The organism is Streptomyces sp. NPDC005774 (assembly GCF_042871645.1).
Lineage (GTDB): Bacteria > Actinomycetota > Actinomycetes > Streptomycetales > Streptomycetaceae > Streptomyces > Streptomyces pratens.
Window position 1 is genome coordinate 322,983 of record NZ_JBIAIV010000001.1, and the last position, 24,397, is coordinate 347,379.

19 protein-coding genes are annotated in these 24,397 nt (G+C 72.6%); 13 read left to right on the forward strand and 6 right to left on the reverse strand.

What is annotated here, in order from left to right:
- Positions 1–76: 76 nt before the first annotated feature.
- The gene (locus tag ACFYQA_RS01510) at positions 77–934 is read right to left on the reverse strand and encodes an esterase/lipase family protein (protein ID WP_388909945.1); all 858 of its coding nucleotides are present in this window, start codon (positions 932–934) and stop codon (positions 77–79) included.
- Positions 935–1,392: 458 nt separating this feature from the next.
- Between ACFYQA_RS01510 and ACFYQA_RS01515 the strand changes: the two genes are divergently transcribed.
- Positions 1,393–1,809: a cobalamin B12-binding domain-containing protein gene (locus tag ACFYQA_RS01515; protein ID WP_386398211.1), complete on the forward strand. Its 417-nt coding sequence runs from the start codon at positions 1,393–1,395 to the stop codon at positions 1,807–1,809.
- A gap of 152 nt (positions 1,810–1,961) precedes the next feature.
- Here ACFYQA_RS01515 and ACFYQA_RS01520 read toward each other — a convergent pair whose 3' ends face one another.
- Together ACFYQA_RS01520 and ACFYQA_RS01525 are read right to left on the reverse strand one after the other, a co-directional pair.
- Entirely contained in the window at positions 1,962–3,581 is a 1,620-nt protein-coding gene (locus ACFYQA_RS01520) for a DUF5691 domain-containing protein (protein WP_388910284.1), read from the reverse strand.
- Positions 3,582–3,831: 250 nt separating this feature from the next.
- On the reverse strand, positions 3,832–5,190 hold the full coding sequence (locus ACFYQA_RS01525) for an SWIM zinc finger family protein (RefSeq protein WP_388909947.1): 1,359 nt from the start codon (positions 5,188–5,190) through the stop codon (positions 3,832–3,834).
- A 133-nt stretch (positions 5,191–5,323) separates the two neighbouring features.
- Here ACFYQA_RS01525 and ACFYQA_RS01530 point away from each other — a divergent pair, with 133 nt between their 5' ends.
- The 6 genes from ACFYQA_RS01530 to sucD all read left to right on the forward strand — a co-directional run bounded on the left by ACFYQA_RS01530 (position 5,324) and on the right by sucD (position 13,019).
- Positions 5,324–6,469: an AAA family ATPase gene (locus ACFYQA_RS01530; protein WP_388909950.1), complete on the forward strand. Its 1,146-nt coding sequence runs from the start codon at positions 5,324–5,326 to the stop codon at positions 6,467–6,469.
- Positions 6,470–6,567: 98 nt separating this feature from the next.
- Complete coding sequence (locus ACFYQA_RS01535) at positions 6,568–9,057, forward strand: DUF5682 family protein (RefSeq protein WP_388910287.1); 2,490 nt, start codon at positions 6,568–6,570, stop codon at positions 9,055–9,057.
- Complete coding sequence (locus ACFYQA_RS01540; protein ID WP_388909953.1) at positions 9,054–9,194, forward strand: hypothetical protein; 141 nt, start codon at positions 9,054–9,056, stop codon at positions 9,192–9,194. Before ACFYQA_RS01535 ends, ACFYQA_RS01540 begins: the two co-directional genes overlap by 4 nt.
- Positions 9,179–10,360, forward strand: coding sequence for a VWA domain-containing protein (locus tag ACFYQA_RS01545; RefSeq protein WP_388909955.1), 1,182 nt, complete (start codon positions 9,179–9,181; stop codon positions 10,358–10,360). Before ACFYQA_RS01540 ends, ACFYQA_RS01545 begins: the two co-directional genes overlap by 16 nt.
- A gap of 574 nt (positions 10,361–10,934) precedes the next feature.
- Entirely contained in the window at positions 10,935–12,113 is a 1,179-nt protein-coding gene (gene sucC, locus ACFYQA_RS01550; RefSeq protein ID WP_332430179.1) for an ADP-forming succinate--CoA ligase subunit beta, read from the forward strand.
- Between the two features lie 21 nt (positions 12,114–12,134).
- Positions 12,135–13,019, forward strand: a complete 885-nt coding sequence (gene sucD / locus ACFYQA_RS01555) for a succinate--CoA ligase subunit alpha (protein WP_332430180.1) — start codon at positions 12,135–12,137, stop codon at positions 13,017–13,019.
- A gap of 111 nt (positions 13,020–13,130) precedes the next feature.
- Here the strand turns inward: sucD and ACFYQA_RS01560 are convergent, their stop codons facing one another.
- Entirely contained in the window at positions 13,131–14,315 is a 1,185-nt protein-coding gene (locus ACFYQA_RS01560; protein ID WP_388909958.1) for a helix-turn-helix domain-containing protein, read from the reverse strand.
- 96 nt (positions 14,316–14,411) lie between these two features.
- On the opposite strand from ACFYQA_RS01560, the gene ACFYQA_RS01565 reads away from it, so the two are divergent.
- Positions 14,412–15,983 (forward strand): DUF6350 family protein, encoded by a 1,572-nt coding sequence (locus ACFYQA_RS01565; protein WP_388909960.1) that lies wholly within the window; start codon positions 14,412–14,414, stop codon positions 15,981–15,983.
- Positions 15,984–16,112: 129 nt separating this feature from the next.
- Here ACFYQA_RS01565 and ACFYQA_RS01570 read toward each other — a convergent pair whose 3' ends face one another.
- Positions 16,113–16,916 carry a hypothetical protein gene (locus tag ACFYQA_RS01570; protein ID WP_388909962.1) on the reverse strand — a complete coding sequence of 268 codons (804 nt, stop codon included), beginning with the start codon at positions 16,914–16,916 and terminating at the stop codon, positions 16,113–16,115.
- A 422-nt stretch (positions 16,917–17,338) separates the two neighbouring features.
- Between ACFYQA_RS01570 and purN the strand changes: the two genes are divergently transcribed.
- Positions 17,339–17,977, forward strand: a complete 639-nt coding sequence (gene purN / locus ACFYQA_RS01575) for a phosphoribosylglycinamide formyltransferase (protein ID WP_386397976.1) — start codon at positions 17,339–17,341, stop codon at positions 17,975–17,977.
- On the forward strand, positions 17,974–19,560 hold the full coding sequence (gene purH, locus ACFYQA_RS01580; RefSeq protein ID WP_388909964.1) for a bifunctional phosphoribosylaminoimidazolecarboxamide formyltransferase/IMP cyclohydrolase: 1,587 nt from the start codon (positions 17,974–17,976) through the stop codon (positions 19,558–19,560). Before purN ends, purH begins: the two co-directional genes overlap by 4 nt.
- Positions 19,561–19,950: 390 nt before the next feature.
- Here purH and ACFYQA_RS01585 read toward each other — a convergent pair whose 3' ends face one another.
- The gene (locus ACFYQA_RS01585) at positions 19,951–20,586 is read right to left on the reverse strand and encodes a hypothetical protein (RefSeq protein WP_388909966.1); all 636 of its coding nucleotides are present in this window, start codon (positions 20,584–20,586) and stop codon (positions 19,951–19,953) included.
- Positions 20,587–20,954: 368 nt separating this feature from the next.
- On the opposite strand from ACFYQA_RS01585, the gene ACFYQA_RS01590 reads away from it, so the two are divergent.
- From ACFYQA_RS01590 to ACFYQA_RS01600, 3 genes are all read left to right on the forward strand, one after another.
- Positions 20,955–21,809 carry a bifunctional methylenetetrahydrofolate dehydrogenase/methenyltetrahydrofolate cyclohydrolase gene (locus tag ACFYQA_RS01590; protein ID WP_386397969.1) on the forward strand — a complete coding sequence of 285 codons (855 nt, stop codon included), beginning with the start codon at positions 20,955–20,957 and terminating at the stop codon, positions 21,807–21,809.
- 166 nt (positions 21,810–21,975) lie between these two features.
- Positions 21,976–22,419: a DUF3017 domain-containing protein gene (locus ACFYQA_RS01595; RefSeq protein ID WP_388910290.1), complete on the forward strand. Its 444-nt coding sequence runs from the start codon at positions 21,976–21,978 to the stop codon at positions 22,417–22,419.
- A gap of 485 nt (positions 22,420–22,904) precedes the next feature.
- Positions 22,905–24,065, forward strand: a complete 1,161-nt coding sequence (locus tag ACFYQA_RS01600; protein WP_388909968.1) for a DUF2690 domain-containing protein — start codon at positions 22,905–22,907, stop codon at positions 24,063–24,065.
- The last annotated feature ends 332 nt before the right edge of the window (positions 24,066–24,397 follow it).

The following is a 24,397-nucleotide window of genomic DNA, read 5'->3' on the forward strand; positions in this document are numbered from 1 at the left end:
GTGATGTCGCGATGGTTGCCAAGGCTGGATGATTCGGGCGTGTCGGACGGGGCGAGGCGTGGGGGCCGGGCCCCCGTCAGGCCGTCCGCGCGCGACCGGCGACCGGTTCCCCGGGATGCGCCGTGTCCAGTGCCTGTCGTATACCCGAGGCCACAGCGGGGTGCACGGGCAGGGCGAGGTGACCGACGCCGCTCACCCGCACGTTCTGCGTGATGAGGTCCTGGTGCTCGATGCGAGCCGCTTCCAGCGGGTCCATGATGTGGTCCAGATCGCTCCAGAAGGCGACGAAGTGCGTGCGGCAGCCGGGTGCGGGGCGGGTGAGCTCCTCGATCACCGGTGAACCGGGGCGCATCTGGCGCACGATCGGGTGCGCGTTGGCCAGCGGCGCGACGCGGGTGCCGGAATGCGGGGTACCCAGCGTGACCAGGGTCCGTACACGGCTGTCACCGCCCAGGCGCTGCACGTAGTACCGCCCGATCAGTCCTCCGAGGCTGTGCCCGACGACGTCGACGCGGCTGCTGCCGGTGCGCTCGCACACTTCTTCGATGTGCCGGCCCAGCAGTTCGGCCGCGACGCGGATGTCGCACGTCAGCGGAGAGTAGTTGAGCGACTCGACCCGCTGCCTGCCGTGCTGGGCGAGGCTGCGGCGCAGCAGCACGAACACCGAGCGGTTGTCGATGAATCCGTGCAGCAGGATGACCGGGGGCCGGGCCTTCGCCGGCAGCTTCGCGGTGCCGTCCGGTGCGGGAGGCTCGGGGATCGTGTCCCGCCGCTCCTGCACCATGCCGACGGGATAGAGGAGGGCGTGGCCCGCGAGGATCGCGAGTTCCAGGGCGGTGGCTTTCAGCAGGGCGGTGGAGAGAACCGCCGGCCGGTTCGGCGCCAGGCGCCGGCAGAGCGGCAGAAAGGGAAGTGCTGCCTCGGTGACCTTCATGGCCGACCTCCTGTCGGCATACGGAGGGACAGCTCTGTCCCCCGTGTGCCCTCATGGGGCGTCGCGACGAAAGCGGTCGACGCCGCGCGCGGCAGGCGCTCGGTGCGGCCGCGGTGTACGGCGGCCTCGTCGCGAAATCCCTTATGCGCATGTTCCCACTGATGCCCGTGTGACGCATGGGCGCGGGGTTCGGCTGCCGAGGCCCCGCAACGGTGCGCGGTGAACGTGTCCCTCCGTGTGATTTCCCCCTCGCTCCGCACCGTGAAACCGCCGGTTGCGGGATGCTGGCGATAACGTTCGTTCACTTCCCCGGCCGGTTCGGCCTGGGCGCCCGTACCGCGGTGGCGCCGTCGGTGCGGTGGGCGGCGGAGTGTGCGGTACTCGTGAGGGGTACCGGACGACTGATGTACGCGCTATGTGTCGGTACGGGTGGATGGAGTCGCTTCATGGAGGCAGTGATGGGTGTGGCAGCCGGTCCGATTCGCGTGGTGGTGGCCAAGCCGGGGCTCGACGGCCACGATCGCGGGGCCAAGGTGATCGCGCGCGCCCTGCGCGACGCCGGTATGGAGGTCATCTATACCGGGCTTCACCAGACCCCCGAGCAGGTTGTCGACACCGCGATCCAGGAGGACGCCGACGCGATCGGTCTGTCCATCCTCTCCGGTGCGCACAACACGCTCTTCGCGGCGGTGATCGACCTGCTCAAGGAGCGGGACGCGGCGGACATCGTGGTCTTCGGCGGCGGGATCATCCCCGAGGCGGACATCGCACCGTTGAAGGAGAAGGGTGTCGCGGCGATCTTCACTCCGGGAGCGACGACCGCGTCGATCGTGAACTGGGTCCGCGAGACCGTACGGCATCCCGCGGAGGCGTAGGGCCCGTCGTCCGGACAGGCCGGGTTCGCGGGGCCCGGCACGACGCCTCGGCGCGTCGCTGTCGGCCCCCCGAGGCTCCACCCTGTGGTGGGCGCGCGGTCCGGGTCCGGGTTCCGCTTCGGGGTTCGGCGGGCCGTGCCGGGGGAAGCGTGTCAGGGCTGGGCGGCCGGGCTCAGTTCCGCCAGCATCGCGGCGCGTAGGCGCAGGGTGGTGACCAGCCGCTGGAACGCCTCCGACCAGTAGCCACCGGCACCCGGTGAGGCGTCCTCCGCCTCGTCGGGTACGGCCAGGAGCGCATCCAGGTGGCTCGCATCCAAGGGCTCGAGGCAGCGCTCGGCCAGGCCCATGACACCGCTGAAACTCCAGGGGTAATTCCCGGCGTCCCGTGCGATGTTGAGCGCGTCCACCACAGCCCGCCCGAGGGTCGGGGCCCACGGCACCGCACACACGCCGAGCAGTTGGAACGCGTCCGGCAGTCCGTGTGTCCCGATGAACCCGGCCACCCACTCCGCCCGTTCGGCGGCAGCCAGAGTGCCGAGCAGCTTGGCGCGTTCGGCCAGGGACACCGCCCCCGGGCCGCCCGCCTCCGCAGCGGAGGGCTCGCCGAGCAACGCCTGTGCCCACCCGGCGTCCCGCTGACGCACCGCCGCGCGGCACCAGGCCGCATGCAGCTCGCTCCGCCACTCGTCCCCGACCGGCAGGGCCACGATCTGCTGCGGCGTACGCCCGCCGAGTCGGCGCGACCACGTGCTCAGAGGTGCCGCCTCCACCAACTGCCCGAGCCACCAAGACCGTTCACCCCGGCCCGCGGGAGCCTTGGCCACCACACCGTCCCGCTCCATGCCCGCGTCGCACTCGTGCGGTGCCTCGACCGTGAGCATGGGCGCGTCCCGCATGTGGTCCACGGCCACGCATGCCCCGGCCCGGACCGCCATGCGTCGCGCGAGGGCCGAGCCGGGCAGCGCCGACAGCAACTCGGCGGCCGTCGCCCGTACGTTGCGGCTGCGGTCGGCGAGCGACTGCTCCAGGAACGGCTCGTCGTCCGGGCCGAGGCGGGTGCGGAGCGAGTCGAGAAACATCAGCCGGTCCTCGGCCCGCTCCGTCGCCCAGGTCGTCGCGAGCAGTTCGCGTGCGGCGGCGGGCTCGCGGGAGCGCAGTGAGGAGAGCAGGGCGACCCGCTCCGCGAAGAGACCCTCCTGCCAGAGCCGCAGGACTCTCTCCGTGTCCCCGGGCCCCGGCAGCGACGTGCCCCCGCCCGGCGCCGAGCGCAGGGCGAACCGCCAGTCCGGGTTGAGACGGGCCAGCCACAGGCCTCGCGGTCCCGCGAACCGCAGGGCCGCCGGCCGTAGATCCGTACGCCCCCGCGCGGCGTCGAGCAGGGCGGGCAGCGCCGGCGGGGGCGCCGTGAAACCGTGGGCGTTCGCTGCCGCGAGCCACTGGGGCAGCAGCTCCAGCAGATCCGGTGCCGCACCCCGGCGGCCACCGCCGGAGGCGCCGGAACGGTCGGTGAGCAACATCGTCAGCCGGCGGGCGGCGGCCGGCGGCAGCTCGGGGCGCGGGTCCTCGGGCGCCGGCCGCGGACGCTCGGCCGCCCTGGCAGGGCGCAGCCCGGCCCGGCGCCGTAGGGTCGCCACGGCCGCTGCGTCCAGCAGGACCGCCGGGGCGTTCGCACCGGGTGCGGAGCCCGCCGGAGTGCGGCGGTCCGTCCCCAGCAGGGCGGTGGTCACGAGGTCCTCCCAGACGTGCGGGAGGGACGAGCCCGACGAGGTCACCGAGCCCGACGAGGTCACCGAGCCCGACGAGGTCGCCGGGCCCGACAGGTCCGGGGTGTTCGCCGATCCCGCGGTGTGCGAGGCGGGGCCGGAGGGAGTGGTGGCGTGCGGGCCGGACGATGCCGCGGCGGTGACGGTCCTGTTCAACGGATTCCTTTCCGGTGGGTGTCCGCGAGCGGCCGAGGGGTCTCGCGCACCGGGTGTGCGGCGATGCCCGAGGGGCGGCCGGGGAGGGGCCCGGAGCTGCGGCTCAGCACAGTGGCACCACCTCACCGGGCCCCTCCGGCCAGGCCGACAGCGGGGTGAATCCCCGGTGGCCGCATTCGCCGAAGACCTTGACCGGCGCGCCGCCCGAGAGAGCGACGAGACGCCACAGGCCGGGACGGGAACGCGCGGCCGGGGTGAGCGGCAGGGCCGCGTCCTCGTCCGCGTCCGCGAGCTGCCAGGAGTCGCCGTCCGGGACCGGTGTCACCCGGTCCAGGGTCACCGGCACCGAATCCAGCCAGGGGTCGTCGCGCAGCGCGTCGCCGTACCGGGCGACGGCCAGGGCCGTCGTCGTCCCGGGCGGCCGCTCGGCTGTGGGGGAGGGCGGTGCGAACTGCTCGCCCAGCGCCGCTCGCGCCTGCCCCGCGCCCGGATAGGCGGACAGCTCCGCGTCCAGGGCCAGCCCCACCGGCAGCGCCGGTTCGGGGGCACGCCCCGCGGCGCCGTAGGAGAGGAGCAGCGAGGTGCGCCGCGACTGTGTGCCGTACAGCCAGATCCGGCGGGTCGTCAGACGTGCGTCCGCCGTGTCGTACTGGGCGAGGACCAGCCAGCGGTCGCGCACCGGCGGACCGTCCGCCGAGGCCGGCAGTCCGATGCGGGAACGGACCGTCGCGGCCAGGCCCTCCGGCAGCCGCTCGCGGCGCAGCCAGCCCTGATCGAGGAGGTGGAGCAGCGCGCACTCCTCCAGCAGCCTGGACGGCCATTCCGGACCCGTGCCCGGGACCGCCCCCAGCTCACGCACCCTGGCGGCCAGTCCCTGTGCCTGAGCGTCGACCATCCGGGCCGCCGTCTCCTCCCACAGGCCGTACCCGGACTGCTCCGCCGTGGCCAGCCCGCCGCGGAGCAGGTCGGCCAGCCGATGCTCCAGCTCCGACGCACCCGCCGTGACCCGCTCGGCGCGCCGCTCCGCCCTGCGCCGGGCCGCCTCCGGGTCGGCGAGCCCGGACGAGGAACCCGATGGGGAGGCCGCGGCCTTCTCCTGCTCCGCGCGCCCGCGTCGGCCCTCGATCCACCGGCCGGCCCACTCCGGCACCTCCGCCCGCGGCACCGCCCCTTCGCCGTCCGCCCAGAGCAGCAGCAGACCGAGCGCGTGCTTGCACGGGAACTTACGACTCGGGCAGCTGCACCGGTACGCGGGCCCGGAGACGCCCGCGAGGTCGACCACCGTCCGGTACGGCTTGCTGCCGCTGCCCTCGCACAGCCCCCATATCGCACCCTCGCCCGAACGGCCGGCCCCGGACCACGGACCGGCCACGCCGAGCCTGCCTCCCGCCTTGCGCGACGCGGTGTCGGGCGCCAAGGCCAGCACCTGGTCCGCGGTCCAGCGCACCCCCTGCAAAGTCATGTCATCGAAGGTAGATCCCCCCACTGACAATCGCCTCAGCGATTGCGTTTTCCCAGGTCACAGTGATTGTCAGTGGAGTGGTGCAGGGTGGTCACCAGATCCGAACCGGTTGAGCCGGAGGGGGAACTCCGCCATGACTGTCTCCGTCGAACCGACATCCGTCGACCCGCGTCAAAACGGCTCCGTGTCCGCGGCCCCGGCCGAGGTCCTGCGAGCGCATGCCGAGGACGCCTTCGCCGCCGAACTCGCCGCACTGGCCGCGCAGGACGACCGTCCGCGGCCCGCCCGGTGGAAGCTGTCCCCGTGGGCCGTCGCGACCTACCTGCTCGGCGGCACGCTGGCGGACGGCACCGTGATCACACCCAAGTACGTGGGCCCGCGCCGCATCGTCGAGGTCGCCGTCACCACCCTGGCCACCGATCGCGCGCTGCTCCTGCTCGGAGTGCCCGGCACCGCGAAGACCTGGGTGTCCGAGCACCTCGCCGCCGCGGTCAGCGGCGACTCCACCCTGCTGGTCCAGGGCACCGCCGGCACCCCGGAGGAGGCCATCCGCTACGGCTGGAACTACGCCCGGCTGCTCGCCCACGGGCCCAGCCGCGAGGCCCTCGTGCCCAGCCCCGTCATGCGCGCGATGGCGGACGGGGCGACGGTCCGCGTCGAGGAACTGACCCGTATCCCGGCCGATGTCCAGGACACGCTCATCACGATCCTGTCGGAGAAGACACTGCCGATTCCCGAACTGGGCCAGGAGGTGCAGGCGGTCCGCGGCTTCAACCTGATCGCCACCGCCAACGACCGCGACCGCGGGATCAACGACCTGTCCAGTGCCCTGCGCCGCCGTTTCAACACCGTTGTGCTGCCGCTGCCGGAGACCCCCGAGGCGGAGGTCGACATCGTCTCGCGCCGAGTGGAGCAGATCGGCCGCTCCCTCGACCTGCCGCCCGCGCCCGACGGTATCGACGAGATCCGCCGGGTCGTCACCGTCTTCCGTGAGCTGCGTGACGGGGTCACCACCGACGGCCGGACGAAGCTGAAGTCGCCCAGCGGCACCCTGTCGACGGCCGAGGCGATCTCCGTCGTCACCAACGGGCTGGCGCTGGCAGCCCACTTCGGCGACGGCGTGCTGCGGGCCGGGGATGTCGTGGCAGGCATTCACGGCGCGGTCGTCCGCGACCAGGCGGCGGACCGTGTCATCTGGCAGGAGTACCTGGAGACCGTCGTCCGCGAGCGCGACGGCTGGACGGACTTCTACCGGGCCTGCCGGGAGGCCGGCGCATGAAGGGCGGGGAGAGCCGGGGGGACCGGGAGGAGGGCATGTCGGAAGCCGGCCTGCCCTCCCGGCGAGGCTTCGAGGGGGACGGGGACGGCATGGGCGGCATGACCGGACCGGACCGGCCCGGCGGCGGCCGGGGAGCGGAGCCGCTGCTGCTCGGGGTGCGCCACCACGGGCCGGGGTCGGCGCGGGCGGTGCGGGCCGCACTGGAGGAGACCAGGCCGGAGGTCGTCCTGATCGAGGGTCCACCCGAGGCGAACGATCTGATTCCGCTTGCCGCGGACGGCGACATGCGTCCGCCGGTCGCCCTGCTTGCCCATGCCGTGGACGAGCCCGGTCGCTCGGCGTTCTGGCCGCTCGCCGAGTTCTCTCCCGAGTGGGTCGCGATCCGCTGGGCGCTCGAGCACGGCGTCCCGGCCCGCTTCATCGACCTGCCGGCCACCCACAGCCTGGCCTGGGGCAGGGACGAGGAGGCGGACGAGGTGGACGAGGTGGACGAGGCGGTCGAGGCGGTCGAGGAAGGAACGGCGGTCGGGGGAGACGACGGGGAGCGGGCGGCCGGTGCAGCGGCGGGCGGCGAGGTGCGGCTCGATCCGCTCGGGGCGCTGGCCGAGGCCGCCGGGTACGACGACGCCGAGCGGTGGTGGGAGGACGCCGTCGAGCACCGGGGCGTGGGCGAGAGGGGCGACGCGCTCGCACCGTTCACCGCCCTGGAGGAGGCCATGACGGCGCTGCGGGAGGATCACGGGAGAGGAGGGCGGGGCCCGGGTCCCGGTCCTGCCCCGGGTTCTCCTGTGGTGCCGGGCCGGGACCTTGTGCGCGAGGCGTACATGCGGCTCCGGATCCGGGAGGCGCAGCGTGAGTTCAGGGGCGGCGTGGCCGTCGTCTGCGGTGCCTGGCACGTGCCCGCGTTGCGGCGGAGGGCCACCGTCACCGCCGACCGGGCACTGCTGAAGGGGCTGCCGAAGGTCAAGGCGGACATGACCTGGGTGCCGTGGACGAACCGTAGGCTGTCCCGCTTCAGCGGATACGGCGCGGGCATCGACTCGCCCGGCTGGTACGGGCATCTGTTCGGCTCGGTGGACCGGCCCGTCGAACGGTGGATGACCAAGGTGGCGGGGCTGCTACGGGCCGAGGACCGGATCGTGTCCTCCGCCCATGTCATCGAGGCGGTACGGCTGGCGGACACGCTCGCCGCGATGCGCGGCCGGCCCCTGCCCGGACTGGGCGAGACGACCGACGCGATACGGGCGGTGATGTGCGAGGGCTCCGACGTGCCGCTGGCGCTGGTGCACGACCGGCTGATCGTCGGTGACGTGCTCGGGGAGGTGCCGGCGGCGACGCCCGCGGTACCCCTCCAGCGGGACCTCACGAGGACCCGGCGCAGACTGCGGATGAAACCCGAGGCCGCGGAGCGCGAGCTGGAACTCGACCTGCGCAAGGAGACCGACGGGGAGCGCAGCAGACTGCTGCACCGGCTGCGGCTGCTCGCCGTGAACTGGGGGGAGCCGACGGCCTCGTACGGGAGCACGGGCACCTTCCGGGAGACCTGGCGACTGCACTGGGAACCGGAACTGTCCGTGCGGGTGGCCGAGGCCGGGATATGGGGGACGACCGTACGCGCCGCCGCGACCGCCAAGGCCGAGGCGGACGCCGTCGCCGCGCGGGGCCTGGCCGACGTCACCGGGCTCGCCGAGCGCTGCCTCCTGGCCGCACTGCCCGACGCTCTGCCGACGGTGATGCGGATACTCGCCGACCGCGCGGCCCTCGACTCGGACGTCGGCCATCTTGCCCAGGCACTGCCGGCCCTGGTCCGCTCGCTGCGCTACGGCGATGTGCGCGGCACCGGCACCGCGGCGCTCGCGGAGGTCGCCGCCGGGTTGGCGGAGCGGATCCTGGTCGGTCTGCCACCGGCGTGTGCCGGCCTGGACGCGGACGCGGCCGAGGAGATGCGGCGTCACCTCGACGCGGTGCACGGGGCGGTCGGCCTCCTCGGTGACGCGCCCGCGCCGGGCCACGGGAACCTGCGTGTCCGCTGGGCGTCGGTGCTGCGCACGCTGGCGACGCGGGACACCGTGCCCGGGGTGATACGAGGGCGGTCCGTTCGCCTGCTGCTGGACGACGGGGAGCTGGGGCAGAACGAGGCGGCCCGGCAGATGGGGCTGGTGCTGTCGTCACCGGGCACGGCACCGGCGGACGCGGCGACGTGGATCGAGGGCTTCGTCGGCGGCTCGGGCGGCGGCCTGCTCCTTGTCCACGACGAGCGGCTCCTCGGACTGGTCGACGCGTGGCTGGCAGGTGTACCGGCGGAGGCGTTCACGGACGTACTGCCGCTGCTGCGGCGGACGTTCTCGGTGTACGAGTCCGGGGCTCGGCGCACGCTGGGCGAGCTGGTCCGGCGCGGACCGGGGGCGCCGAGCGGCTCGGCGGCCACCGGTTTCGGGGCACCCGGGTTCGCGTCCGGCCTCGACTCCGGTCGCGCGGACGCGGTCCTGCCCGTGGTACGGCTGCTGCTCGGCCTGGACGAGGACACCCGGGGTGGTGAAGGCGGCGGCGGGGACGCGCGCGCCGGCCTGGTCGAGGTGGCGCGATGACCGACGTACGGCAGCAAGGCGCACCGCCGCAGAGCCCGCGCGCCCAGGACGCACGAGCCAAGGACGCACGAGCCAAGGACGAAGGCGTCGGCACGAAGGAGCACGGCACGAAGGGGGATCCATGTCGGCTGCGGTGACGGACGTGGAACAGGAGCGGCTGCGGCGGTGGCGGCTGGTGCTGGGCGGGGGCGAGGCGGACGGCACCGGATGCCGTCTGTCCGGACAGGACACCGCCATGGACGGAGCCCTCACCGCGCTCTACGGCAGGGAGGACGGGCCGGGGAAGGGAAGCAGGCCGCGGGCAGGGCAGGAGCGTTCGGCGGGGCTGGGGGCGTCCGCGCCGTCGGTGGCGCGCTGGCTCGGGGACATCCGGACCTATTTCCCGTCCTCCGTCGTCCAGATCATGCAGCGCGACGCCATCGACCGGCTGGGGCTCGCCACCCTCCTCCTGGAACCGGAGATGCTGGAGGCGGTCGAGGCCGACGTCCACCTCGTGGGCACCCTGATGTCGCTCAACAAGGCGATGCCGGAGACGACGAAGGAGACCGCACGGGCCGTCGTCCGCAAGGTCGTCGGCGAACTGGAGAAGCGGCTCGCCACCCGGACCCGGGCCACTCTCACCGGTGCCCTCGACCGGAGCGCCCGCGTCGACCGGCCCCGCCACCGCGACATCGACTGGAACCGCACCATCGCGGCCAACCTGAAGCATTACCTCCCCGAGTACCGGACGGTCGTGCCCGCGCGGCTCATCGGTTACGGGCGTGCCGCGCGGTCGGTGAAGAAGGAGGTCGTCCTCTGCGTCGACCAGTCCGGGTCGATGGCGGCCTCCGTCGTGTACGCGTCGGTGTTCGGGGCGGTCCTCGCGTCCATGCGGTCGATCGACACGCGGCTCGTCGTGTTCGACACGGCGGTCGTCGACCTCACGGACCAGCTCGACGACCCCGTCGACGTGATCTTCGGGACCCGGCTCGGCGGCGGTACGGACATCAACCGGGCGCTGGCGTACTGCCAGTCGCAGATCATCCGGCCGGCGGAGACGGTGGTCGTCCTCATCAGCGACCTCTACGAAGGGGGCATCCGTGACGAGATGCTCAAGCGGGTCGCGGCGATGAAGGCGTCCGGGGTGCAGTTCGTGACGTTGCTGGCACTGTCCGACGAGGGGGCACCCGCCTACGACCGGGAGCACGCGGCCGCCCTTGCCGCACTGGGCGCGCCGGCGTTCGCCTGTACGCCCGACCTGTTCCCGGAGGTGATGGCCGCGGCGATCGAGAAAAGGCCGCTGCCGGTACCGGACCCCGTGTGAGGACGCACGAGGAGTGAGGGGGAGGGGGAGGAGGAGAGGCGGCACGGCGCACCCGCGCCGCACACCGGCCCGCGCCTCGCTCCCCGCGGCCCTGGCGGGAGCCCGGACGGCACGACGGGTCACCGCCCGGCCGCCGGCCATGGCACCCCACGTCACGGGGACGCCCAAGCCGCCACCGTGAGTCACCGCCCCTGCCTCCCGCCCGTCTCTGCCTCCTGCTCGCCCCTGCCTCCAATGGGGTGGGGGTCGGTCATCCCGTACCCGGAGGGGCGGGAACGACCCTGCCCCTCCGAGTGCGCGGCGGGCCTCACCGGGTCGACCCCAGCCCGGTGAGGCCACCCATCGATGGCACTCTGTGTCACCAATTCAGGCATCATGTGACAGGTATCACCGCTCAGGTGTGACCCCGCGGTTTCGAGAGGCCTCACAACCGGCGATAGCCTGCGAGGTGGACATGCCGCGCGCTCGGTCACCGTGTGCGCTTCCCTTGTGACACAGCGGACGTCGTCACGTTGCCCTTCGCGGCACGCCCACGCATCAACGACCGCGAGATCACTGATAGGGACGGAAGCGCGTGGACCTGTTCGAGTACCAGGCGAGGGACCTCTTCGCCAAGCACGATGTACCGGTGCTGGCCGGTGAAGTCATCGACACGCCTGAGGCGGCGCGCGAGATCACCGAGCGTCTCGGCGGCAAGTCCGTCGTCAAGGCGCAGGTGAAGGTCGGTGGCCGCGGCAAGGCCGGTGGAGTGAAGCTGGCAGCGACCCCGGACGAGGCCGTCGCCCGCGCGACGGACATTCTCGGCATGGACATCAAGGGCCACACGGTCCACAACGTGATGATCGCCGAGACCGCTCCGGAAATTGTCGAGGAGTACTACGTCTCCTTCCTCCTCGACCGGGCCAACCGCACCTTCCTCTCCATTGCGTCCGTTGAGGGCGGCATGGACATCGAGGAGGTGGCGGCCACCCGTCCGGAGGCCGTCGCCAAGACGCCGATCGACGCCAACGAGGGTGTGACCCCCGAGAAGGCGCGCGAGATCGTCGAGGCCGCGAAGTTCCCGGCCGAGGTGGCTGGCAAGGTCGCCGACGTCCTCGTCACGCTGTGGAAGACCTTCATCGCCGAGGACGCGCTCCTCGTCGAGGTCAACCCGCTGGCCAAGGTCGCCTCCGGCGACGTCCTCGCCCTCGACGGCAAGGTCTCCCTCGACGAGAACGCCGAGTTCCGTCAGCCGGAGCACGAGGCCCTCCACGACAAGGCCGCGGCCAACCCGCTCGAGGCCGCCGCCAAGGAGAAGAACCTCAACTACGTCAAGCTCGACGGCGAGGTCGGCATCATCGGCAACGGCGCGGGGCTCGTGATGAGCACCCTGGACGTCGTCGCCTACGCCGGTGAGGCACACGGCGGCGTCAAGCCCGCCAACTTCCTCGACATCGGCGGTGGCGCCTCCGCCGCCGTCATGGCGAACGGCCTGGAGATCATCCTCGGCGACCCGGACGTCAAGTCCGTGTTCGTCAACGTCTTCGGTGGCATCACCGCCTGCGACGAGGTCGCCAACGGCATCGTGCAGGCGCTGCAGCTGCTCGCGGACAAGGGTGAGGAAGTCACCAAGCCGCTGGTCGTGCGTCTGGACGGCAACAACGCCGAACTGGGTCGCAGGATCCTCTCCGACGCCAACCACCCGCTCGTACAGCGCGTGGACACCATGGACGGCGCGGCCGACAAGGCCGCCGAGCTCGCGGCTGCGAAGTAAGGGACGAGGGACTAAACAGCCATGGCTATTTTCCTCAACAAGGACTCCAAGGTCATTGTCCAGGGCATGACCGGCGCCACCGGCATGAAGCACACCAAGCTCATGCTGGCCGACGGCACGAACATCGTCGGCGGTGTGAACCCGCGCAAGGCGGGCACCTCCGTCGACATCGACGGCAACGAGATCCCGGTCTTCGGTACGGTCGCCGAGGCGATCGAGAAGACCGGTGCGAACGTATCCGTCCTCTTCGTACCGCCGGCGTTCGCGAAGGCCGCCGTGGTCGAGGCCATCGACGCCGAGATCCCGCTCGCGGTCGTCATCACCGAGGGCATCGCGGTCCACGACTCGGCGGCGTTCTACGCGTACGCTGTGTCGCAGGGCAACAAGACCCGGATCATCGGCCCGAACTGCCCCGGTCTGATCACCCCGGGCCAGTCGAACGCCGGCATCATCCCGGGCGACATCACCAAGCCGGGCCGCATCGGCCTGGTCTCGAAGTCCGGCACGCTGACGTACCAGATGATGTACGAGCTGCGGGACATCGGCTTCTCCTCGGCCGTCGGCATCGGTGGCGACCCGGTCATCGGCACGACCCACATCGACGCGCTGGCCGCGTTCGAGGCCGACCCCGACACCGACCTGATCGTGATGATCGGCGAGATCGGTGGCGACGCGGAGGAGCGGGCCGCGGCGTACATCAAGGAGAACGTGAAGAAGCCGGTCGTCGGCTATGTCGCGGGCTTCACCGCGCCCGAGGGCAAGACCATGGGCCACGCCGGCGCCATCGTCTCCGGTTCGTCCGGTACCGCCCAGGCGAAGCAGGAGGCCCTCGAGGCCGCGGGCGTCAAGGTCGGCAAGACGCCGACCGAGACGGCCAAGCTGGCGCGCGAGATCCTCGCGGGCTGATCAGTCGCAGAACACGGATGGGCCCGTCCCCTCGAGGGGACGGGCCCATCCGTGTTCCGGACGCGGAACCCGAACCTGAACCGGGTGCCCAGGTGCCCGGGTCCGGGTCCGTCACCACGGCTGCGGTGCCAGCCGCTCCGGGCCGTGCGGCAGTTCCTCGCGAAGCTTGGTGCGCAGCTTCCGCTCCTTGTCCGAGAGGGGCCCCGGCGCCACGCGCGGCGGCACTCCCTGGGCCGTCTCGCCGGGCGGCACCGGCGGGTCGTAGTGGGTGGGAGCCGTGTACAGGGTGAGCGCGGTGGCGCCGATCAGGGCGAGTGTGAAGGCGATGGCGGCCCGGGTCCAGAAGCGGGCCCTGCGCTCGCTGCCGTCGCGCACCTCCGGAGGCTTGGCCGGCCGGAGGTGTTCGGTGGAGGCCAGTTCGGCCAACCGCTGGTGCAGTACGAGCGGATCCGACAGTTCCGGCAGCCGGGCCGCGAGGGTCTCGTGCGCGCGCAGCAGGCGGCTCGCGGCCGCGGGCGTGCTCGCCTCCGTCTCCGCCGCGGTCTCCGGCAGGTCGAGGCCGACACCGTCGTAGAGCACGACCGTGCGACGGTACGGCGGTGGCAGGTGCAGCAGGACGTCCAGCAGCACGCGGTCGGAGAGCTGCGAGGGCGGTGGTTCCGGGCGCCGGTGGCGGGGCCGGAACCGGTGCCACGGGGCGAGCGCCCACTCGTACGCCGCCGCGCGCACCCAGCCGGCCGGGTCGCGGTCGCGGGCCACCTCGGGCCAGCGGTCCCAGGCCAGTTGGAAGGCCCGCTCGACCGATTCACGCGCCAGGTCGCGACGACCGGACAGGAGATACGTCTGTCGTACGAGCGCCGGGGTGCAGAAGGTGTACAGGGCGTCGAACGCCTGAGCTGGCGTCAGAGTGGTGGGATCGACGGCCTCCTCCTGGACGGACCGGACGGGCGGCCGAAGGACGCTCCGCCCGCCAGTGCGCACGGGGGAAGGCTTGACCGAACGCGCCGAGGGCTTGGCCGACTTGATGGGCTCGGCGGGCTCGGAGTGTTCGGGGGGCTCCGGGGATCGCTGCTGACCGGTGGGCTCGGGTTTCGTCGGGGTGGCGGTGGTCAGCAGCTTCACGTACGTCTCCCCTTTCCGGCCATGCGGTGGGGTGCGGCCGGACTCCCACGCGCGCACCGCCTCGCGGCTGACGCCGACCCGCCGGGCGAACTGAGCCTGGGTCAGCGAGTGGGACTTGCGCAGGCGTCGGCGTTCCTCGGGCGGGGGGAGGGGGGTGGCAGGGCTCCGTGTCACAGAACGCCCCTTCGTGCGAAAAAGTGCATAACTACATATTGGGCGACACAACGGCGCTTCGCCTGTTACGCAGGGAAAGCGCGTGTCGTTGGGAGCATGACGGGTGTGATCCAGACGACCGCCCGGCGAACGAGGCCGGCCCTCCTGCTCACCCGGATGCGCGACCGCTCGCCCGGCCTGGACTCCGCCCTTCTCGGCGGCGCCCTCGCGGCGGGACTCGGGCTCGCCGCGTTCGCCATGCTCGTGATCCTGATGTGGATCAGCTCGCCGTACCCGGACAGCGGGCCCGACGGCGCGCTGAGCACTGCGGCGGCGCTGTGGCTGCTGGCGCACGGTGCCGAACTGGTCCGCACCGACACACTCTCCGGTGTGCCGGCCCCACTCGGCGTCCCACCTCTGCTGCTGCTCGCGCTCCCGGCGTGGTTGCTGCACCGGGCGGCCCGCGACGTCACCGACGGGGGCGTGTCGGACGCGTCGGGGGCCTCGGACGACGCCCCGCTCGTCGGTGGCCCGACGGCCTGGGCGGGCGTCGTCCTCGGCTACCTGGCCGTCGGCACGCCCGCCGCGCTCTACGCCGCGGGCGGTGAGCTGCGACCGGCGTGGGCGTCGACGGGCGTGTGCGTGCCGCTGGTCGCGGTGGTGACCGCGGGCGTGGGGGTGTGGCGGGCGTACGGCTGCCCGCGAGGGCCGCTGGAACGGACCGTGGGTGCGCTGCTGCCGAGGGGCGTACGTCATCTGCTCCTCGGCCCGGACGGACGCCTCGGCGTCGCGGCGCGCGCGGCGGCGGCCGGGACGGCGGTGCTCCTCGTCGGTGGGGCGTTGCTGCTGACGGTGTCACTGCTGTGGCACGGAGGCGAGACCCGTGCGGCCTTCCTGCGGCTGACGGAGGGATGGTCGGGGCGGGTCGCGGTGCTGCTGCTCGGTGTCGCCCTGCTGCCGAACGCGGCGGTGTGGGCGGCGTCGTACGCCCTGGGCCCCGGGTTCCTCCTCGGTGTCGGCCATGCCGTGACACCGCTCTCCGCCTCACCGGCCCCGCTGCTGCCCGCGTTCCCGCTCCTTGCGGCGGTGCCGGACGCGGGGGCGGGGACGCCGGTGAACTGGGCGGCCGGGACAGTGCCGTTGGCGGCCGGGGCGGTGGCGGGGTGGTACGTCGCGAAGGGCGCCACCACGGCCGGGCACCCGGCGGAGCCCGGAGGCGGGCGGCCGGGACAGGGGCCGGGCACGGTCTGGTCACGGGGCCGGACGGCCGGTGTCGCCGGAGTGGCGGCGGCGCTGTGTGCGGCCCTGCTGGCGATGCTCGCCGCGTTGGCGGGCGGACCGATGGGGGTTGCCGCACTCTCCCGGTTCGGGCCGGTGTGGTGGCAGGCGGGGGGCGCGACGCTGGTGTGGGTCGGGCTGACGGCCACGGTGACGGCCCTGGCGGTACGGGCCTGGCGGTGCCGCGCACCCCGGAGCGAACGGGCGAAGCGGGCATCGGCGGGCATGGACGAGGAGAGACGTGCGGGTGCGTGGGCGGGTGCGCGGGCCAAGATTTCGGGGATCGGCCGCCCGCGCCGGGGGTCACCGGAGGGCGACACCGGCGGGCGGCCGACGGCTCCGGGGCGCCGCCGACCCCTACGACTTGCTTCCGACGGACCCCGTCCCCGACCGGGCCCCTCTCGGCCGTGATTTCCCCAGCCGTGAACCCCGCGGTCGTCACCTCCCCGACAGTGGCCTCCCCACCGCTCCCGAAACGCCGAAGCCGCCCCCCGCCCAGTAGGGCGGGGGGCGGCTTCGGGGGCGGCGGCCGGTCGGCCGTCAGTCGGTCGTCCCGAGCAGGTTCCGGAGCTCGTTCGGCAGGAGGTCGTTGCAGGACTCCTTGGACTGCTGAGTGAGGGCGTCACTCGTGCACGTGTAGTAATCCTGGTAGACCATCTGTGCCGTGAAGCTGACGGCGACCAGGATGAGAGCCAGGGAGGCCGTGACCAACCCGCTCACTGCCGCCGTGGTCTGGGGGCGGCCCTTCTGCTCGGGCGGAGCCGGGGAGTCGGGGTCGGAGGCCGCGCTGGGCTTGGCCCGCAGGGCGCTGACGGCCCAGTGCACGGCGAGCGCACCCAGCAGCAGCGCGACGTACGGCCAGCCGAACAGAGCGAAGAAGAAGGCCCACATGCCGGACAGCAGGGAGTAACGCGCCCGGCGCTGGGCCGGATCCATGGGATCCCAGCGGGGGCCGGGGCGTTGAGGGCCGCCGGTTCCGCCGCCGCCCTGGCCCTCCGGACCGCGCGGGCGCTCACCGAAACCGCCGGAGGAGCGGCCGGGCTGGCGGTCGCTCCACCGCCCGCCCCAGAGGGAGCGGCCGCCGCTGCCTCTCTGCTGTCCGCGGCCGTCACCGTCCTCGTCGCCGGACGGGTGCCGGGGCTGCCAGAGCTGGTCGGGAGATCCCTCCGGTGGCGGTGCGAACGGATTGTTCTCCTCGGAGCCACGGCGCCCGTCGCCGTCGCCCTCGCCCCGGGGCGTCTCGGGCGGCGAGGAGGGGCGCTCCCGCAGCAGCACGGCGCCACGTTCCCCTCCCTGCGCCGATGGCCGGGGGAACGTGAGGAATCGCAGGCTGCGGTCCGGCATCAAGTGAGCGTCTTCCCCTTAATCAAGTCCATCAAGTTACGACTGTGACGACTAATGCTCGATTACTGCTTCTATCGCTTCTACTGTTTTTACGGCTACCGCTCGACGGGCTGGACATGCACGGCTGAGCCGGGGCATTCCCGTCCGTTTTCCGGTTCCGGTGCCTTGTCCTGTGAACGCTTGGTGCCCAGGTGGCGTTCCCGGGCGACCGGACGTTCCCGGATGTTCCCGAACCGGCTCTTCCCAGACGCTACCTTCCGGCCACGCCCCCGTCCCGTGGGGGCCGCTCCCTGTGCCGGTATCGTTGCTGGCGGTCGGCCGCTTCGTAGGCTTCCCCGTATCCGAGGGTGCGAAGCATTCGTATGAATGTACAAAGCGCTGGTCTCCGACCGCACCGGCGCTCCCCGAGAAAGGGCCCCACCGTGGCCGCCAAGCCCGTGGCCGAGCGCGCCAGGCGTCTCGTCGTGCTGGTCTCCGGATCCGGCACCAACCTTCAGGCGCTCCTCGACGAGATCGGCGCCGCCGGCGTCGGGGCGTACGGCGCCGAGGTCGTGGCCGTCGGCGCCGACCGAGGGGGCATCGAGGGGCTCGCCCGCGCCGAGCGCGCCGGGCTGCCGACCTTCGTGTGCCGGGTCGGGGACTTCGCCACCCGCCAGGAGTGGGACGCGGCGCTCGCCGAGGCCGTCGCCGCCCATGAGCCCGACCTTGTGGTCTCCGCGGGGTTCATGAAGATCGTGGGCAAGGAGTTCCTCGCGCGCTTCGGCGGGCGGTTCGTCAACACCCACCCCGCCCTGCTGCCCAGTTTCCCCGGAGCCCACGGCGTACGGGACGCGCTCGCGTACGGCGCCAGGGTCACCGGCTGCACCGTCCACTTCGTCGACGACGGCGTCGACACCGGACCGATCATCGCGCAGGGCGTGGTGGAGGTCCGGGACGAGGACGACGAGAGTGCGCTGCACGAGCGCATCAAGGAAGTCGAGCGAAGGCTGCTCGTCGAGGTCGTGGGGCGGCTCGCCCGCAACGGCTATCGCATCGAGGGACGAAAGGTAGTTATCCAGTGACCGCCGAGAGCAACAAGCGGGCCATCCGACGGGCGCTCGTCAGCGTCTACGACAAGACCGGCCTCGAGGACCTCGCGCGCGGCCTGCACGAGGCCGGCGTGGAGCTCGTCTCCACCGGGTCCACCGCCGGCCGCATCTCCGCCGCCGACGTCCCCGTCACCAAGGTCGAGGAGCTCACCGGCTTCCCCGAGTGCCTGGACGGCCGCGTCAAGACCCTGCACCCGAAGGTCCACGCCGGCATCCTCGCCGACCTGCGCCTCGACAGCCACCGGCAGCAGCTCGGCGAGCTGGGCGTGGAGCCGTTCGACCTGGTCGTGGTGAACCTCTACCCGTTCCGCGAGACCGTCGCCTCGGGCGCGACACCCGACGAGTGCGTCGAGCAGATCGACATCGGCGGACCGTCGATGGTGCGCGCCGCGGCGAAGAACCACCCCTCGGTCGCCGTGGTGACCAGCCCCGCCCGCTACGCAGACGTCCTGGCGGCGCTGCAGGACGGCGGCTTCGACCTCACCACCCGCAAGCGGCTCGCCGCCGAGGCCTTCCGGCACACCGCCGCGTACGACGTGGCCGTCGCCTCCTGGTTCGCCTCCGAGTACGCCCCGGTCGACGAGTCGCACTTCCCCGACTTCCTCGGCGCCACGTACGACCGCGCGCACACCCTGCGCTACGGCGAGAACCCGCACCAGCCCGCCGCCCTCTACACCTCCACCGCATTCATCGGCGGCTCCGCCGCGGGCGGCGGCCTGGCCGAGGCCGAGCAGCTGCACGGCAAGGAGATGTCGTACAACAACTACACGGACACGGATGCCGCCCGCCGTGCCGCGTACGACCACAGCGAGCCGTGTGTCGCGATCATCAAGCACGCCAACCCGTGCGGCATCGCGGTCGGCGCGGACGTCGCCGAGGCGCACCGCAAGGCGCACGCCTGCGACCCGCTGTCCGCGTTCGGCGGTGTGATCGCCGTGAACCGGCCGGTCAGCAAGGAGATGGCCGAGCAGGTCGCCGAGATCTTCACCGAGGTCGTCGTCGCGCCGGACTACGAGGAGGGCGCCCTCGAGGCCCTCACCAAGAAGAAGAACATCCGCGTGCTGCGTGCCCCCGAGGCCCCCGCCGCCCCGGTCGAGGTCAAGCCGATCGACGGCGGCGCCCTCCTCCAGGTCACCGACCGCCTCCAGGCCGAGGGCGACGACCCGGCGAACTGGACCCTGGCGAGCGGTGAGGCGCTGTCCGAAGCGGAGCTGGCCGAACTGGCCTTCGCATGGAAGGCGTGCCGGGCCGTGAAGTCCAACGCCATCCTGCTCGCCAAGGACGGCGCCTCGGTCGGCGTCGGGATGGGCCAGGTCAACCGGGTCGACTCCGCGAAGCTCGCGGTGGAGCGGGCGGGAGCCGAGCGCGCGCAGGGGGCGTACGCCGCCTCCGACGCCTTCTTCCCCTTCCCGGACGGCCTGGAGATCCTCACCGGGGCCGGCGTCCGGGCCGTGGTCCAGCCGGGCGGTTCGGTCCGCGACGAGCAGGTCGTCGAGGCAGCGAACAAGGCCGGCGTGACGATGTACTTCACGGGGACGCGGCACTTCTTCCACTGAGCGCCACGCCGTCCGGCGGCACGAACGCCGAGCGCCACGCCGTCCGGCGACACGACACGACCTGTCACAGGCACGGTTCGGGTCAGCAGCTGTCCACCCAGCGGTGCGAGCGGATCCGGGTCCCCGGCAGGTTCACCGCTTCCTCGGCCGATCACGCACCAGGGCCGTGGGGCCCCCCCGGGGGGGGCCCCGCCCCGGGGGGGGGGAGGCCGCGGGGGGCCCGGGGGGCGCCGGCCCCGGGCGCGGCGGCCCCCCCCCCCCCCCCCCCCCCCCCCCCCCCGGGCGCCCCCCCCCCCCCCGCGCCCCCCCCCGGGGGGGGGCGGCCCCCCGCCCGAGTGGTGCCCGGCGGAACCGGAGCAGCGACGAGGCCGGTTCGGTGGCGGAACCGGTTCAGTGCCGGGGCCGGTTGAACCAGTAGCTTCCGTTCCGGTTGGCGCAGAACACGATGATCAGGATGCCGGGTATCAGGCTGATCAGCGCGAAGACGTTGCCGGGTATCAGGGTGATCACGCTGAACAGGGTGACCACCGAGGCGTAGATGATCGCGGAGACGCGCACCCCGCCGTATCCCGAGGCCATTTTCACGGCGGTGAGGATCGCCCAGAACGCGAACGCCAGAACGATCACACCGAGCACGATCATGACGCCCGCACCGATGTCGCTGACGGTGTTCAGATCGTCCGACGAGATGTTCGGGTCCGAGGAGATGCTCGGGTCCGAAGAGATCTCCTCCTCGAGGTAATCGGCGAACCGTGCGCTGGCCACCATCGCCAGCACACCGCCGAGGGCCTGGAGCCCGCCGAGCACGAACAGCATCACACGCGCGGCCTTCACGCTGCCCGGCATGACCGCCACGGGACCGGGACCCGGCTGCCCGTAGGACTGCGGGAACGCCGGCGGAGAGGGGTAACCGTAGCCGGGCCCGCCGGGAGGCTGCTGCTGGGGATATCCGTAGCCGGGCTGACCGGGCTGACCGGGTTGCTGGGGCGGCTGCCCGTAGGGGTTGTTCGGGTCGCCGAAGCTCATGGCGGTTCTTCCTCCGTTGTCGCTTCAGGTGCGGGGACGCGCGGAGCACGGTTCGGAGGAAGGTCTACAGATGCGGTCCGGTCCCCCCGGTACTGCCCGCGGCACTGTGCGTTCATCGTTCTCGACGGATCTGTCGGTTGTCCAGCCGCAGGCGGATTGTGTTGTGCAAGTGCAACATCGCTGATCTTGGCCGGATACGGGTGGAACATGACCGGTGCGGGGGCGGACCGGGCCCGGCATGTGGGATCGCGAACCCCGTGGTCACCCGGCGCGCGCCCGCGGTACGAACCCGGGTACGGCCCCGGTGCGCGGCGCCCGGAATGCGGGCGGATTGGAACCCGGGCCCGGTCATCCGCGAGGATGGGACCATGACCGCCCAAATTCTCGATGGCAAGGCCACCGCAGCAGCGATCAAGTCCGATCTGACCGCCCGCGTGGCGGCGCTGAAGGAGAAGGGCGTCACGCCCGGCCTCGGCACGATCCTCGTCGGGAACGACCCCGGCAGCCAGAAGTACGTCGCCGGCAAGCACCGGGACTGCGCCCAGGTCGGCATCGCCTCCATCCAGCGTGAGCTGCCCGAAACGGCCACGCAGGAGGAGATCGAGATGGTCGTCCGCGACCTGAACGAGGACCCGGCCTGCACGGGGTACATCGTCCAGCTGCCGCTGCCCAAGGGCATCGACGAGAACCGCATCCTCGAACTCATGGACCCGGACAAGGACGCCGACGGCCTCCACCCGATGAACCTCGGCCGTCTGGTCCTGAATGAGCCGGCCCCCCTGCCCTGCACCCCCAACGGTGTCCTCACCCTGCTGCGCCGCTACGGCGTGGAGATCAAGGGCGCGGAGGTGGTGGTCGTCGGCCGCGGAGTGACCATCGGCCGCCCGATGCCGCTGATGCTGACCCGGCGCAGCGAGAACGCCACCGTGACCCAGTGTCACACCGGCACCCGCGACCTGTCGGCGCATCTCAAGCGCGCGGACATCATCGTCGCCGCCGCCGGCTCCGCCCACCTCGTCCGCCCCGAGGACGTCAAGCCCGGCGCGGCCGTCCTGGACGTCGGCGTCTCCCGTACCGCAGAGGGCAAGATCGTGGGTGACGTGCACCCCGGCGTGGCCGAGGTGGCCGGCTGGATCTCCCCGAACCCCGGCGGTGTCGGCCCGATGACCCGGGCCCAGCTGCTGGTCAACGTGGTCGAGGCGGCGGAGCGCAGTGCCGGCTGACCCCAGCGCCCGAGAGACGGAGACCAGGGCCCGCGAGGCCGGGACGAACCCGGATGAGACGCAGGAGCACGAGCAGGAACAGACCCAGGAGCAGGAGCAGGAGCAGGAGTCGGCCGAGGGCGCAGTCGAGGAAGCCGCCGAGGGGGAAGCCGCCGACAAGGGTGGCATCACGGTCACCGACCCCATCAGCGCGCCCGACGCCAGGGGGCGGCCGCGGCGCGCCACCCGCCGCTTCCCGCTGTTCACCAGGGACACCGCACGCCCGGAGGGCGGCGGCCGGGCCGCACCGGGCGACGCTCCCGCGCCCGCCCGGCAGTGGCCGATCCTCGCAGTGCTGCTCATGGCCGGACTCGGCCTGCTGCTGACGGCGTTCGACCTGTTCCGGCTCGGCACACTGCTGATCGGTGCGGCGCTGCTGGCGGGCGGGGTGCTGCGCTGGGCGGTGCCGGACGTCGGGATGCTCGCCGTGCGCTCCCGTTTCACGGACATCGTCACGTACGGCGGACTGGGCCTCGTGATCGTGCTGCTGGCACTGATGGTGCAGCCCAAGCCCTGGCTGGAGATCCCGTTCCTGAAGGACACCCTGCACTTCACCGTCAGCAACAGCTGACGCCGCCGCTGCCTCGTGCCGTCCGGTGAGCGGCGGCCCGTCCTCACCCCCGTGAAAGGACGGGCCGCCGCCGGGAACAACCTTCCTGCACCGCGGACCGGCTGTTCAACGGCTCTCCGGGTGCTGTGGCACGGAAGTGACCATTCCGCTACGTCCTCCGGATGGCTCTGGAAACTTCTCGACGTGCCCCGAAGTGCCCCCGGAACGCAACCGGCGTGATAATCATGGCAATCCCGGACAATCGTGATGTCCCACGCGTTGTGATGGTTCTGTACGGCCGAAGGGAGTGCCGGTGGGAGACTGGGGACACGAGCGGGTGAGCGCGCGACGCCGCATGCCCGCGGCCCTGACGCTCCCGTGCGCCCCCACCCTGGGAACTGAGATCCTGACTGGCGGCATCCATGTGGGTAGCCGGACCGGGGACTCGGCAGAGGCACCACGCGCGAGGGAAAAACCAGCACGACCGGGGGGAAGGTAGGGAAGCAATGCCTCGTTGGAAGGCCTTGCCGGATGAACTCGATCCGCAGATCAGGGAGTTCACCAGCCAGCTCAGGCGGGTGGTGGACCGCAGCGGCATGAGTGTCGCGTCGGTCTCGGACCGCACGGGCTACAGCAAGACGTCTTGGGAGCGTTACCTGAACGGCCGGCTGCTCGCGCCCAAGGGCGCGATCGTGGCCCTGGCCGAGGTCACCGGGACCAATCCGGTGCACCTGACCACGATGTGGGAGCTGGCCGAGCGGGCCTGGAGCCGCTCGGAGATGCGTCACGACATGACGATGGAGGCGATCAGGATCTCGCAGGCGCGTTCCGCGCTGAGCGAGCTCGCCGGACCGTCGTCGACCGGTGCGGGCGGCAGAGGGCGCAAGGGCGGGGGCGCCGCGGTCCGGCCGGGCGTCGCCGAGCCGGCCGGGGCCGCACCGTCCGTGCCCCCTCAGCCCACCGCCTCGGACGTCCGTGACGCCTCGGGGGCGAACTCCTGGGGCATGGCCGGGTACGCCGGGCCGTCCCCGTCGGGCCGCCGGGACGGCCCGGCGTACCCGGCCGCGCAGCCTGCGGGGGACGGGCACACGCCGGGCGCGCCGGACGCACCGCCCCGGCGAGCGGCGGGCCGTGGAGGCTCCGGCGGTTCCGGTGGCAAACGGCGGACGGGGACCTTCCTCGCGGGCGCCGTCGGCGCGCTGGTGGTGATCGCTGCAGCCTTCTACGTCACCGGGCTCGACAGCGAGAAGGACGGCGAGGCCGCGAAGTCCCCGTCGCCCACGGCCTCCGTCCCCGCGAATCTGCCCGCCGGAGTGGAGTGCAGCGGTGACAGTTGCGACGGCAAGGACGCGGAGAGCATGGGGTGCAGCGGTGACCTCGTGACCACGACGCAGACGGCGACCGTCGGCACCACCCTGGTCGAGGTCCGCTACAGCAAGATTTGCGGTGCCGCGTGGGGCCGGATCACCCAGGCCGCTCAGGGCGACAAGGTCGAGATCACCGGCGGGAAGACGAAGCAGAGCGCCGGCATCACCGAGGTCGGCGACACGGTCACGTACACCCCGATGGCAGCGGTCGCGAAGGCGACGGACGCCCGGGCCTGCGTGGTGCTGGCCTCCGGCGAGGAAGGGTGCACGGAGAAGGCGGAGGCGGGGGTCACGGAGTAGGGCCGTCCGGTGCGCCCGCCGGGACGGCGGGCGCGGGACGGCCTCCGGGGCACGTAGCCGGGACGGCCTCCGGGGGCACGTAGCCGGGACGGCCTCCGGCACCGGGCCCGCCGGGACGGCCTCCGGGGCGGCGCCGAGGGGGATTTCCGTGAAGTTCGTGGCGCGGGATCGGCATGGGGCGGCGGATACCGGGCACGTGAACGTCACCCCCACGGGAGTCCGGAAGGATCGGTCACCCGAACGGCGGCCGTCTCCGTCCCCCTCTCCCGGACGGGCGGCCGCCTTTCCCATGGGTACGCTCATGTATCCCTCGGTCACTCTGTGGGACGGGC